The organism is Ruegeria sp. BC1 (assembly GCF_056539305.1).
In genome coordinates, this window is record NZ_JBQFUT010000005.1 from 91675 (window position 1) to 105661 (window position 13987).

Consider the following 13987-nt stretch of genomic DNA (forward strand, 5'->3'; position numbering starts at 1 on the left):
CCGGAGACCACCATGCACATTGATCCCACCCAATTGAAGATCGTCGAACAGCGCCTGCTGTGGTTGTCTCATTGGATGATCCACCATGCCAACCATGTCCGACCAAAGGTGGATGGGATCAAGATCGGAGGCCATCAGGCTTCGTCAGCTTCGATGGTATCGATCATGACCGCGCTCTACTTCTCGGCCTTACGCCCTGAGGACCGGGTTGCAGTCAAACCCCATGCGTCGCCGGTGTTTCATGCGATGCAGTATCTGATGGGCAATCAAACGCGCGAGAAGATGGAGAATTTCCGCGGATTTGGGGGTGTGCAAAGTTATCCCAGCCGGACGAAGGATATTGATGATGTTGATTTTTCAACCGGGTCTGTGGGTTTAGGTGTCGCGATCACCTCGTTTGCCTCGATCATTCAGGAATACATCAAGGCCAAAAGCTGGGGATCAGACGCGCCAATGGGACGTATGGTAGCCTTGGTAGGCGATGCTGAACTGGATGAGGGCAACGTCTATGAGGCATTACAAGAAGGCTGGAAAAACGACTTACGAAACACGTGGTGGATCATCGATTACAACCGACAATCGCTGGACGGTATCGTCCGGGAAGGCTTGTTCGAACGGATTGAGAAAATCTTCGATGCGTTCAGTTGGGATGTAGTTCGTGTCAAATATGGGGTTCTTCAACGCGCGGCCTTTGAGGAGCCCGGCGGCGGTCGCTTGCGTGATTGGATCGATGCGTGTCCCAATCAGGACTACTCCGCTTTGACTTTCATGAGTGGTGCGAACTGGCGACAGCGTCTCATGGACGATCTGGGGGATCAAGGAGATGTGACCGCTCTGATCGAACGGCGCACGGATGCAGAGCTCGCTGCCCTTATGGAGAACCTCGGCGGCAACTGCGTCGAGACCATGGCCCAAACCTTTGCCGCCATCGATCATGATCGCCCCACATGTTTCCTGGCCTACACCGTCAAAGGATGGGGCACCCCCATTGCAGGCCACAAGGACAACCACGGCGGGCTGATGAACAATAGCCAGTTCGCCGCGTGGCAGTCGCATATGGGTGTGCCGAAGGGCGAAGAATGGGAGCCGCTCGCGACAGTGCAGGACCCTGACGCATTCAAAGATTTTCTAGCCAAAACACCGTTCTTTGCCAAAGGTCCACGCCGCTATTTTGATAGCAGGTTGGATGTGCCGCCAATCGAGATCGACACCAGTCGCGAAATCTCGACACAGATGGCGTTTGGCAAGATCCTTGACGATCTGTCAAAAGGCGATAGCCCATTGGCCGAACGCATAGTGACGACCTCCCCAGATGTAACAGGCACGACAAGCCTTGGTCCTTGGGTGAACCGGCGCAAACTGTTCGCCCGATCCGAGCAAGCCGACGCCTTCATCGAACACCGGATCCCTTCGACGGCGAAATGGGAATTCACGCCGGAAGGACAGCATATCGAGCTTGGCATCGCCGAAATGAATCTCATGTTGCTTTTGGGAGCCGCGGGCCTGTCGCATTCCCTGTTCGGTAAGCGGCTGATCCCAATTGGCACCGTCTATGATCCATTTGTCAGCCGCGGCCTCGATGCGTTGAATTACGCTTGTTATCAGGACGCGCGCTTCATGCTGGTTGGCACACCTTCGGGCGTCACACTTGCACCCGAAGGTGGAGCCCACCAATCCGTTGGCACACCGCTGATCGGGATGAGCCAGGATGGTCTGGCCGCTTTTGAACCCGCCTTTGCCGACGAGCTGGCGGTGATCATGGAATGGGCATTTGACTACATGCAGCGCGACGGCGAAGGGCAACCGGATGAGCGCACATGGCTGCGCGATGAAACCGGGGGGTCTATCTACCTGCGCCTGACCACCAACCCGATTGAACAGCCTGGCAAACGTGTCGACGACGAGTTCCGCCAAGGTGCTATTGATGGGGCCTATTGGTTACGAAAACCCGGGCCTAATTGCGAAGTTGTAATCGCCTATCAAGGAGCAGTCGCGCCAGAGGCAATTAAAGCCGCAGGTATGATTGGCGAAGGCCGTCGCGATATTGGTGTATTGGCCGTAACTTCGGCAGATCGCCTGAATGCCGGATGGACCGCCGCTCAACGAGCGCATGCGCGTGGCAACAAGGCGGCACGCTCCCACATCGAAACGCTGATGTCCGGCCTTCCGCCACACTGCAAGCTTGTCACCGTTATCGATGGTCATCCTGCAACTCTATCTTGGCTCGGAGCAGTGCTTGGACATCAGACTATTCCCATGGGCGTCGAGCATTTTGGTCAAACCGGAACAATCGGCGACCTTTATCGACATCACTGCATTGACGCAGACGCTATCCTAGAGAAAGTGAATGGCCTGACCCATGGCAGGACTCTTCACCGTGCATAAGTGGGCTGAATCTAGGCAACAATGTAGAGAACAAACTAGCGCCGATCATGGACCAATAACTACAAGGCCATTTGGACAGTGCTGTTTGGTTCAATGAACCTGACGGGCTTGAGCAATGCTGGTTTGATTGGCGATGGCGCCCGAAAAACAGGGCTCATTTGACCAAAAATAACAACTTGGCGAATTATACGCGCTTCAATCGAAACACCAGTAGTTCGGTCGTACGTCGGTTTTTCATTCCTGCATTTGGTTCGCGGCGGCCTGAAATGCGGGCATTGCGTTTTCTATCATCTCGTCAGTAGCGGTAAGGCAAATACGAAAATCGGTTGGGCGATCGAAAACTGTTCCCGGCATTACGTGTACGCCTTGCTTTTGAAGACACTCAGCAAAAGCATCGCTGTCACCGCCCGGGGCCCGGCCCCAAAGATAGAAGGTACCTTCCGGTCTTGTCATCCGGTACCCCCACTGACCCAAAGAACCAAGCATACGTTCACGACGGCGGGCCAGTGCAGCAATGTCGATTGAGAGGTCTTCAAGATCCTGTAGAGCATAGATCAACGGAGCATCCGGAACATTCCAACCATCTGCCATCTGCACAGCAAACCGCAACGCGCGAAGCTCTTCTCGCTCCGCTGCGGGTAAGGTTGGGGAAATCGCGAGATAGCCAAGACGTAGTCCGGGTGCGAGAAGAATTTTTCCATAAGAATAGTCAATCAGCGTGTGCGGATAAACAGCGGCAGGGGTCGTGAATCCAACGCCATTAAACCGAATGCGGCGATAGGGTTCGTCAGACAAAATCCAAATGCGGTGACCGATTTCAGCGGACTTAACCTCGAGCAGGTCGGCAAGCTGTTGCAGACTTGAACGCGAGTAAATGCGGCCTGTCGGATTGTGCGGAGTATTAACAACGACGATCTTGGTGCGCTTGGTGATGGCTCTGGAAATGGCCTCGAGATCGAGATCAAAATTGTCTGGGTCCAAAGGTACAGGCACTTCTTTAGCGTCGGCGGCGGCCAGCATCGGCCCGTAACAAAACCAGCCAGGTAGTGGCACGATGCATTCGTCCCCTGGTTCGAGAAGCATCGTAAAACACATCTTGATTGCCCCGAAGGCGCCCTTGGTCAACGCGATGTCCTCGGCCTCGAAAGATAATCCCAACTCGACAGACAACGCGTCAGCTAGAAATGCGCAGGGTTCGGCTTCGTTAGTCTTATATGCGAACCAATCAACACTCTGAGGCTCAGCGTGTGTCTTTAACGCATCAACGACGTTGGGCAGCGGCATTTCGTGCGGGTTGCCAAACGTGAAATCCGCGACTGCTGGCGTTTTCTTTACCGCAGCATTGTAGGTCATAAAGAAGGCTTCAACTTTCTGGATAGAACGCGCAGCGGCGTCTGCTCTGCGGGCAGCAATGGACATTAAACTCTCCCTACTCAAACTTCTGCAATGCGATCGCACAAGGAATACTGTTGTGTCGAATATGATACTTTTACCCGACCGACAGATGTTTTGCAGCTTTTTCGCCATTTGGCTTGGAATCACTGCGGCACAGCCACTTCAATTACTGGCGTTTATTGGACTTGCTTCCTTGCGGCGATCACGTTCTATGTGCCACTCCCTATTCGATGTTGAGAGCGCCGGACAATTTGGTCAATTGCGGGTGGCCAATGCGAAAACAGATCAAACCGGAATCGGCGGCTTGGATCCCTCAAGCCGACCAGTTCCTAAAGCACCAACTGCCGAGAAGTTTTTGCAAATTGAATTGTAAACTCATGTTCACACTGATTAAAATTGCCATTGGGGATCTGAGTCTCTGCTAGATTGAGCCTTCGTATTGAACGAATGGCTCTAACCGTGAACCAGTTCAGTTAAAGAGGCATAACAGTCACCCGACAATGGTGCCCTGCATTTCTGTCGCGCGTCTGATCATAAGATCAGAAGGCGGATCTCCGCCCCGCAATTCCCTTGCGGTCTCAAAGGCAGCAACAGCCTCGGGGAACCGTCCGGCACGGTAGTGGGCAAGCCCTGTTTCGTACGCGTCGATCCAGTCACGGGGCGCATCAAAACTATCCGCCATCGCGACCAGTTCGAACACAACCAGTTCTTCAGTCCGACCTGCAACTTTAAGTGTATCCAGCTCTCGGACAACAATCGCGTCACCGGCATCCTGACGCGTTTCCGGGCCGATCAGGATCGAACTTCCGTAGGTTTTGTTTGCACCTTCCAGCCGGCTGGCCACATTCACTACGTCACCGATCGCGGTGTAGTTCAACCGTTGCTCGGATCCGATATTGCCGACCAGAGCCTCGCCGCTGTTCAAGCCAATTCTGACACGTAGTGGGCTGTCGGTGTCATTTTGGAGGTCGGAGGCCTCGACTACTTCCACCAGTTCCAGCGCCGCACGGCAAGCATGCTCGGCGTGATCAGGGTTCTGCCGAGGAGCGCCCCAGAAGGCCATCACCGCGTCGCCAATGAATTTGTCGATTGTCCCGTCATGACGCTCGATGGTCGATGACGCTGCGCTGAAGAACGGCTCCATCAACTCAACGATCTTGGGACCATGCTTTTCAGCCAAGCCGGTGAAACCTGAAACATCACAGAACAGAACCGATATCTGTTTTGTTTCGCCCCCGGGCTGCGTCTTGATGCCTGCCGCTAGCAGCATCCTGACAAGATCGGTAGGTACATATTTGCGGAACGCCGACAGACCGGCTGCCATGCTGGCCGTTGCGGTGGATAGGTTCTCAAGCTCTTTTAATCTAGAGGGTCGGCGAGACACCTGTTCGACATCAAAGCGTTCTATTCGGCTCAGATCCTCGGCAACACGCGAGAGCGGGTTTGCAACAACCCTGCGCACAAACCAAATCGCAAGGCCCGTCGCCACAACCACGACGCCAAGCAAAATATAGACCAGATTGACAAGGGTCCGGTCGATACCCGACAGGAAGGCGGACTCGGGGATGACTGTAGCCACGCGCCAGCCGTAAAATCCAAGCGGCGTCAGCGCTACAGCATAAGGCACATCGTCATACACCACGCGCGTCGTCGAACTGCCGGCGGCTTGTCCACTGGCGCCACCCAACAGTTTTTCACCCGAAATTTTCGCAACCTCGTACAGATCGCCCTCGCCCATCCGTGCTGGGGTGACCTCATCTGCATTCGGATCGGGGACAGCGATCACATCACCATCCGCGCTCAGAATAAAGGCGGCCCCGAATTCACCGGGACGCAATGAGCCTAGAAAGCGTGAGATACGATCCGTATCGATGGCAACAGTCAGCACGCCCTGCCGCTTGCGGGTCACGTCGATCGGCCCTGCAAAGGCGTAGATCGTCTTGTCACTGCCCGGCAGATCACGCACTTCGATCCAGTCAGGCGTATTGCGATTAATGAAGTTCCCGTACCATGCATGCTCGCGCGGGTCGTATTCCGTTTCGGAAAACGTACGTTCTTCGAACTGAATGTCGCCGGGAATAAAGATATAGCGATCTTTGCGTAGCATCCGATCCCGAATTTCAGCGTCGATTTCGATCATTTCTAACCCGCTGTCACCCAGACGATGGGCGGCAAAGAAATTACCATCGGGCCAGCCAAAGGTAATCCACGAGATATTAGGCTGTGCCTGCAGTTGTGACAAAAACACGAACTCGCGCTTATCGGCCTGCCGCGTCTGAATGACGTTCTGAATGAAGATGGTTCTGACCGCTGCCCAGGCTGCCTCGGCGGATCTGAGGGTCAGTCCGACCTCGATCCGAACGGTGTTGGCGATCTGACTGTTTATTTCCGCCGCAAGCATCCGGCTGTTTTCCCGAGCCGTTGTCCACCACAGAGAATGCACCACAAACGTCGACACGCCGATTGACAGGGCGACAAGCATTGAAACTGCAATTCCCACGCTGACACGCATTTAAGGTCCAAAACGGCTGTTGGCGGCAAAAACTCAGAATAGGCCAACCAATCTATGAAAATGAGTTTAGGGATGACAAGGCTGTGTTTCCAGTTGGTTTCAGGGAACACACCAACTTGTTAGCCAGGCAGAGAAAATCAGAAACCAAGATACAACCGGCAAATAGACGCGCCCCGCCCAAATCCGCCCGGGAACACATGCGCTCGCAAACCTGCCTGTGCGGGCCACCGTGAATTTTTCTGCAGCTTGGACTTCGCAAAACACGACTTTGGTGATCTGTTGAAAAGCCGTGGCGCAGATGCTTGGAACCCGAACCCTACCTATCCCAACTTTACAAACTCGTGCCGAAGGGTCGAATTGCAATCTCTGGCATCTATTCGACGGAGGCTATCTCTTTCGGCTTTCGCACTTCGTCAGCCATATCATTTTGGTGGGCGTGACTTCCGCTTGTAAAAGTAGAAAATTCGCACGACCAAAGGTAAATAATTATCTAAAAATTAATCTTTTTACTATCTTTAATTGTTTTTTCAAGGAAATCGCTACTGCGCTTACAATGCATCAACACACGTGACTGCTTCGCATTTCGCCCATCTCATATACGTTGGTCGAGCAAACATCAATGGCCATTACCAAGCCCAAGACCGGCACCTGTGATCCTTCTTAAAGCGCCTTCATGCACCACCGCGGCGCAGCATGACGGCCACAGTACGCCACACGATGCGGGTTTCCATCGCCAGGCTGACATTGGCAATATAAAACAGGTCCGCTTCTACCTTCCGGCGAGTAGCATCCGTGCCTTCAATATACCCCAGTTCAACTTGTGCCCAGCCGCTGATTCCAGGACGCACGTTGTGACGTGCCTGGTACCCCGGTATTTGCGCCAGGTAATTGCGCGCATGCTCGATATAGTCCGGCCGAGGACCTATCAGACTCATTTCGCCTTTGAAAACATTAAGTATTTGAGGAAGCTCATCGATCCTAGTCTTGCGCAGAACACGACCAACTGGGGTAATTCTTTCTTCCTCCAACGGGCAGTCTGCACCCCGCTCGATCCTATCAGCTGGGCGCATGGTTCGGAATTTATATGCTGTGAAAGGTACACAGTTTCGCCCCATCCTCTCCTGTGCAAATATCAGCGGCCCTTTGTTCCAAAACGGGTTCAGGATCAGTAAAACAACACCGCTGAGAACCATGAGCGGAAACAGCATAGACGCGCTTACAATCAGATCAAAGGCACGTTTGGCAACAAGAAAAATGGTCGTCGAATAGGCAGGTGAAGCAACAGGTTCCGAGACATCAGCATCAGGGAAATTAAAGTCAAACATATACTTTTTTATTTCTTGATATTATTGAATATAACACACGTTTAGCTTGTGCAGATTATAGACTACTCTTTAAGAATTCTTGCCCGGGACAGTCAAGCACCTTTGAGAAAATTGTTCGTATATTCTGAATTTTGCCCGCTTGAATTAGTTTAACGTCTTTAAAATATGTGTTGGCGCGTTTGCATAACCGTCATCTGGTTCAGCAAGATTGCAAGCGGATTAAAGTAACAGGCTAAATTCAGGATTATTCCCAGAACTCCTTTAGAGTTCTGGGTCTGAACTCCATACCTTGGTCATGGAGTCGAGAAACATGAAATTAGACCGCGCTTTACCCTGCGTTCCAGAGGAAGCGAAGTTCAGGTAGGGCTCACACCTGCTTTCCTTGCAAGATAGTCCCGCACCAGAGCCATCTCCGGTGCAGTCAGCGTGCGGTTGATAATTCCATATGCATAAAGGCGAACACCACCGGGCAGCACTCTGCCCCCTACGCCAATGGTCTGCGAACCGTTGATCGCAATTCCGTTCTCATCCGCCCACCATTCCGTGGAATCCGATCCCAAATCGGGCAAATCAACAACCAACTCATCGTCGATCTGATCGTACAAGAGATACCAAAGATCACGTTGCCCCTCTTCGGTCACATCGTATTGATCGACGCGCTTTTGATAGGGCGTTTTAGCCGACCCTGCCTCGTGCTGCGGACGCCAAACGTCTACCACGCGTGCGGTCACGCTTGCCCAAGTGCTAATGTTGAATGAGGTTGGTGCGATGCCTGACACGAATCCGCTGATATGCTCCCACGAACCGCTAAGCGTGTGGGTGAACTCGCTGCCGCCACTCAACCTGCATCGGATCGTTTCTCCAGCGACGCCTTTAATCCAAAGACTTCCTACGTAGTCGCCAGATGGCAGGCTCAATGCCTGCGTGAAAGTCTGTTTATCAGCACTGAAAGTCACTCTTGCCGCCGTTTGAGTGCCGTCCGGCGCGATTGCTGTATTCACGGCAAGTGTGTTGCTGCCTGAACCGCCGCCCCCAAAAACGAAAGCCGAGAAATCATGAGACCCATTAAGGTTTTGGCGCAGCCCGCTTGCCGGATGTCGCGCGATTGTGGGCCGGTTAATACTGTTAACAGACTGGAGCGCGTGCAGATCATTACCGCTTTGATCGCTCGCGCGACCAACCGGCTGACCAGTACCGGTTACCGGAATGGAGCCCCCGGAATCTTGGTATAGTGTGCGCATATCTGAAGGATCAATCCAGAGGTTCGGGCTCAGGCCGCCGATGCCAGGGTGCTGGTAACGCACGGCAAGCGAAGCGATGCTAAGACCAAGATCAATCATGTGGCCCCTCCAACTGTCTTAAAGCGTCTGATTGGCTTCTTGGTTGGTCGGTCTGGTCCAACCTTGTGCGTACCCTTGGTTTGGCGCATTTTTTCGTCTCCATAATTGTAATACCTGAAACCGTCCCAATTGGTCACCGCCTCGGCAGCAAAACTTTCAGGTTGAGATTTCAGAACGCAGGTTTGCATTGACGCCCGCCGTGACTTGATGCCGTGGCGAAGCTGTTTATCCTCGGAATGCGGTTCGAATTCGTCATCCGGGATGTTTTACGAAGATTGTTGAATTCTCGTGAAACAACCGTCCGCTTGATCCCAAGGGAAATGCAATATCCTCGCGGACAGATGCGCGACTTGCGTGAAACCGCGTAGCTTTCCAGCCCGTTTTGGGGCCATTTTCCGACCTCGCCGACCTTGTTTTCGTCGGCTAAAAATTTAAGCACCCACTGGTCTTTATTAATACAACAGCTCCATGTAGAGAGCGCACGCACACGCGTTATGCGTGTTTTTTTAACATCCAGGATTTTACGTTCGACATGAATCAAACTCCGAAACACGACGAACATTTCAAACCCAGCCGTACTCCGGTGAATGACACGCCCGAGGACGATTCAATCGATCTGGGTGCCTTGGTGGGCGCGTTATGGCGCGGCAAGTGGATCATCGCCCTGACCACCGCTGCAGTGGTGTTTCTTGGGGTGTTTTATACGTTTGTTGCCGCGGTTCCGTTATATCAATCCACTGCTGTGGTGATGCTGGAAACCGAACAGGCCAGCGTGGTTGATCTGCAAAGTGTGGTGGGCGGTCTGGCCGGAGACACGGCCGAGGTCAATTCCGAACTTGAGGTGCTGAAGTCTCGCGGTCTGATGGGTAAAGTTGTGGACAAGCTGGACCTCGTGTCAGACCCAGAGTTCAACGAAGCGCTTCAACCTGTATCCGCGATTGGCGGGGCCATGCAGTTTTTCGCATCTGCTCTAGGCGGTGCGAGCGACCCAGAGCAGGAGCCGGATGAGCTGGCCATTCAGCGCATACGCGACAATGTGATTTCGGTGCTGCTGCAGAAGGTTTCCGCGCGCAACATACGGCAGAGTTTGGTCTTTGAAGTCACGGTCGTGACAGAAGCGGCGCGCAAATCCGCCCTGATCGCCGACACCATTGTCGAGCTTTATGTCCTAAACCAGATCGAGGTGAAGTTCGAAGCCACCGAACAGGCAACGGCTTGGCTAACCGACCGCGTGGCCGAGTTGCAGGTTGAACTGGAAACCGCTGAAGCCAAGGTCAACGAGTTCAATGGGTCGACGGCCCTGATTTCACCAGAGGCGTTGCAACTACAGGAAGTGCAGTTGAAGGATCTGCGCGAGCGTGGCGTTTCTGCCGAAGCGGCCCGCGTCGCGGGACAAGCCCGATATGACGAGTTGCGCGCAGCAACTGGCCGTCAGGCACAGGTCGAAGCCAGCCAGGATCCGCAGCTAAAGCGACTTTATGTACAGATCGAAGAAACCGGATCAGGTGAAGAGGCATTCGACACAGCCTATCAACGCTTGATCACGCGCACATCAGTCAACGTTCAGCGATCTGCGCAACAGGTTCAGGCGTTGGCGCGGTCTTCTGAAGAGCTGGGGCACCAGATTGCGCAGCAAAGCGCCGATCTGATCACGTTGCAACAGCTGGTGCGCGAGGCCGAAGCCATCCGTCTATTGTATGAGTATTTTCTAGCCCGCTTGAAGGAAACCGCTGTGCAGGAGGGTATTCAGAAAGCGGACAGTCGACAGCTGTCGCGCGCGGTCATCCCCAGCTCTCCGTCCGCACCGAAGAAACCTCTTATTCTTGCGTTGTCCGGCATTCTGGGCGTCATGCTGGGCGGTGGTATCGTGTTGTTGCTCGAGGCACGGCAAAAAGGCTTCCGTTCTGCGCAAGAGTTGGAGCGAAAGACCGGGTACAGCGTTCTGGGACAAATCCCGGTCTTTCCTTCTCGGGGGGGGCGCCGTAAAGCATTGGAGTATCTTGTCTCCAAACCCTCCTCTGCCGCCGCTGAATCGGTGCGTAACATGCGTACTTCGCTGATGTTGTCTAACGTGGATCGCCCACCGCAGGTTGTGGTGATGACATCCTCGCTTCCTGGCGAGGGCAAGACCACCAACTCGCTGGCGTTAGCGCAGAACTTTGTCGGGATCGGTAAAAAAGTACTGCTGATCGAAGGCGACATCCGTCGACTCACAATGACAGCACAGATTGAAAACGTGTCTGGCAAAGGTATCGTATCAGTTTTGGCCGGTGAAACGCCGGCGCATGAGGCAATCTTTCAGGATCAGCTTTTGGGCTGTGACGTTCTGGCCGGAGAGAAAACCACGGCCAACGCGGCGGACTTGTTTGCTTCAGAACGGTTCCGGCAGTTTTTGGACGACATGCGCAAACAGTATGACGTCATCCTGATCGACACGCCACCAACGCTTTTGGTGTCTGATGCACGCTTGATCGCGCGCAACGCGGATGCGGTTCTTCTGACCGTCAAATGGAATGACACATCCGAACAGGATGTGGCCGAGACCCTGCGCCTGTTTCACACTGACAACCAACGTCTGACCGGGATAGTCCTTGGACAGATTAACGTCCGCAGTGCAAAACAATATGGGTATTCCTACGCAAGCTATGCCTCGACCTACTATAACGATTAGCGGCGGCGACAGGGGATGGTTACAAAACAGCGCGCATCAACTGCGCGCTGTATTCTTTTGGTTGAAGCCGAAGATCATTTTTGCCCCGACGCAAGAAACATTATCCGCGAGACAGAGTGCCCGGTGATGGCGCCGTCAAAATCGTCTCCCGGTTCGGCACAGCTTGCTTCAAGGCTTCGCGGTAGCTCTCCAGAACAATTTGTTCGTCGAACGTTGTTTCAGCAATGGCCCGCGATCGTGCGCCCATATTTTCTTTTTCATCATCCTTCAGTTTGAGGAACTTTCTCATGGACTCTGCCAAAGCTTCAGCGGATCTGGGCGCACATAGAAAGCCATTGTTTTCATGATCCACAACGTCCTTGCAACCGGGCTGCGTGGTTGTAATGATCGGTCGCCCCATTGCCGCAGCCTCCAGCAGTGAACGCGGAGTGCCTTCGCGATAGAATGACGGCAGAACGACACAGTCTGCGGACGCGACAACGGGGCGGACATCCTTGACTGCCGAGAGGTACTCGACAATGCCATCACTTGTTAGCGCGTTGATCTCGGCCTCATCCAGCCCCCCCGCCTTGCCGCCACCGTAGGGGCCAAGCAGAACAAAGCGCGCCTCAGGGAACTCGGGGGCAATAGTGCGCGCGGCCTCTACAAACTCAAGTATTCCCTTTTCGCGCAACATCCGCGCGACCAACAGGAAGCATCGGTTTGTGCCGGTACCGGGCAAAGCGGTTGCAAAAAACGTCTGCAAATCCACGCCAGATCCAGGCAAAAGCCGGGCCTGTTCCTGTGTTATTAGCCTGTTGTCGACAAAGGTGGTCATGTCTTCGGGGTTTTGCAGAAACACCCGAGAACAGCGGCGGAAGGCAGTTCGGTAGAGGAGCTTAATCACTCGGGACAAAAGACTATCAGTATCAAACACACTTCCCAATCCGGTGACATTCGGCAGAAATGGAATATTCAATATCCGAGCCGAGAGGGCGCCGTAGATATTTGGCTTGATGGTATAACTTAGAACGGCATCCGGACGGTGCTGTCGAATGATCCGGTATATCCGCGCCAAAAGCGCAACTTCGCCGGGCACAGACGTACCCGTGGGGTTCATTTTCAAGTCAACAAATCTGACCCCCATCTGTTCGAAATCCGGCGTGTATTCATCACGCGGGGCTACGGCAATCAGGTCATGCCCCTGAGCGATCAGTTCGGAAATCAGAGTGCCCCGGAAATTGATAAGCTTGAAACTGGAGTTAGCAAGAAGGAGGATTTTCATCAGAAACCAACCATTTTATAGGGAAGCCAGTAATTTTGGGCTAAGTCGCTCTTTGAGAGCCAGTAAGCTTGTGAGAACAAAAGGTAAATCACCATGAGCAAAGCGACGCCCATGCGCGCAAGTGCCCCATATATCAAGGTAACAATGGACCCGAAGAAAAAAATCTGAACCGGTAGGAAGTACTTGGCAATCCTGTCAACCACAACCGTTGACGGTGACAGGGGCATCGCGACAAAACAAATGATTGCCGCCCATGCCATATATGTCAGAACTTTTTGCAACTGTAGGCTGATGTTAAATTTATTGCGGAACACCAGAAAACCCGCCGCTGGCAGGGCGTTCAAAAACAAACGTAGCAAAGCTCCGCGAGAGCCCGCTTCGGTCTCAAGATATCGAGATGCATAAATATCCAACCTGTCCGACAACATGTACTGTGCCAGAATGGCTGCGATAGCCAAAAAAGTAGGATAAAGTAGCGCTCGGTTTTTAGACACCAGAACGATGCCAAATCCCATAAGGACGATTGCCGTACGATGGAACAAAGCTGCCAAAAGAATACACACGAGAAAAGTCCAGACTTTCTCGCGATCTAGAAAGGCAAGGCCAATCAGGATAATCCCTAGGGCTGTGGCCTGACGGACGTGGTCCATAGCCATAACGGTTACAATATGTGGCATTACCGCAGCGACAGCGAGCCACGGATAGGGTGTACGCAGCGCGAACATGACGACCCCGACGGCCAAAACAACTGCGCAAAACAAAAAAGCGCCGACAATTCCGAGCCCAAACTGGTGTGATAACCAGTTTACCAGTGAATACCCTAAATCCGTGACCCCAATAGCTTGGAAGAAGGACTCACTCCCGATTACATCGTAAAGGTATGTGTATTGGACCCAATCTTTGCCAATTTCATAACGCAAGCCAATGAACAGGCTTAGTACGACGCCGAAAAGGACAATCATCAATAGGCTAACTTGGGATGTCCTCCGTCCCAAAGCAGAGAAGACTCCTGCTGTGTACGCGATTGAGCTTACTGCAAAGTAGGGAAACATTGGTGATAGAATGGCCTGCGAAGCGATTGAGTTAGATATTGGG

At 53.2% G+C, this 13987-nt stretch carries 8 protein-coding genes; 2 read left to right on the top strand and 6 right to left on the bottom strand.

The window, feature by feature from the left end; genetic code table 11:
• The first annotated feature begins 12 nt into the window (after positions 1 to 12).
• Complete coding sequence (locus ACR0IY_RS12435; protein WP_480673704.1) at positions 13 to 2385, top strand: 1-deoxy-D-xylulose-5-phosphate synthase N-terminal domain-containing protein; 2373 nt, start codon at positions 13 to 15, stop codon at positions 2383 to 2385.
• A gap of 234 nt (positions 2386 to 2619) precedes the next feature.
• Here ACR0IY_RS12435 and ACR0IY_RS12440 read toward each other — a convergent pair whose 3' ends face one another.
• The 4 genes from ACR0IY_RS12440 to ACR0IY_RS12455 form a co-directional block, all read right to left on the bottom strand.
• On the bottom strand, positions 2620 to 3912 hold the full coding sequence (locus ACR0IY_RS12440; protein ID WP_480673706.1) for an aminotransferase class I/II-fold pyridoxal phosphate-dependent enzyme: 1293 nt from the start codon (positions 3910 to 3912) through the stop codon (positions 2620 to 2622).
• Between the two features lie 358 nt (positions 3913 to 4270).
• Positions 4271 to 6292 carry an adenylate/guanylate cyclase domain-containing protein gene (locus tag ACR0IY_RS12445; protein ID WP_480673708.1) on the bottom strand — a complete coding sequence of 674 codons (2022 nt, stop codon included), beginning with the start codon at positions 6290 to 6292 and terminating at the stop codon, positions 4271 to 4273.
• Between the two features lie 671 nt (positions 6293 to 6963).
• Positions 6964 to 7617: a sugar transferase gene (locus ACR0IY_RS12450; RefSeq protein ID WP_480673710.1), complete on the bottom strand. Its 654-nt coding sequence runs from the start codon at positions 7615 to 7617 to the stop codon at positions 6964 to 6966.
• A gap of 356 nt (positions 7618 to 7973) precedes the next feature.
• On the bottom strand, positions 7974 to 8957 hold the full coding sequence (locus ACR0IY_RS12455; protein ID WP_480673712.1) for a hypothetical protein: 984 nt from the start codon (positions 8955 to 8957) through the stop codon (positions 7974 to 7976).
• A 532-nt stretch (positions 8958 to 9489) separates the two neighbouring features.
• Between ACR0IY_RS12455 and ACR0IY_RS12460 the strand changes: the two genes are divergently transcribed.
• Positions 9490 to 11628, top strand: coding sequence for a polysaccharide biosynthesis tyrosine autokinase (locus tag ACR0IY_RS12460; protein ID WP_480673714.1), 2139 nt, complete (start codon positions 9490 to 9492; stop codon positions 11626 to 11628).
• Positions 11629 to 11728: 100 nt separating this feature from the next.
• Here ACR0IY_RS12460 and ACR0IY_RS12465 read toward each other — a convergent pair whose 3' ends face one another.
• Together ACR0IY_RS12465 and ACR0IY_RS12470 are read right to left on the bottom strand one after the other, a co-directional pair.
• A complete protein-coding gene (locus ACR0IY_RS12465) occupies positions 11729 to 12892 on the bottom strand; it encodes a glycosyltransferase family 4 protein (protein WP_480673716.1) in 1164 nt (387 codons plus the stop codon).
• On the bottom strand, positions 12892 to 13854 hold the full coding sequence (locus ACR0IY_RS12470; protein WP_480674044.1) for an EpsG family protein: 963 nt from the start codon (positions 13852 to 13854) through the stop codon (positions 12892 to 12894). The genes ACR0IY_RS12465 and ACR0IY_RS12470 overlap by 1 nt, the downstream gene beginning before the upstream one ends.
• Positions 13855 to 13987: the final 133 nt, after the last annotated feature.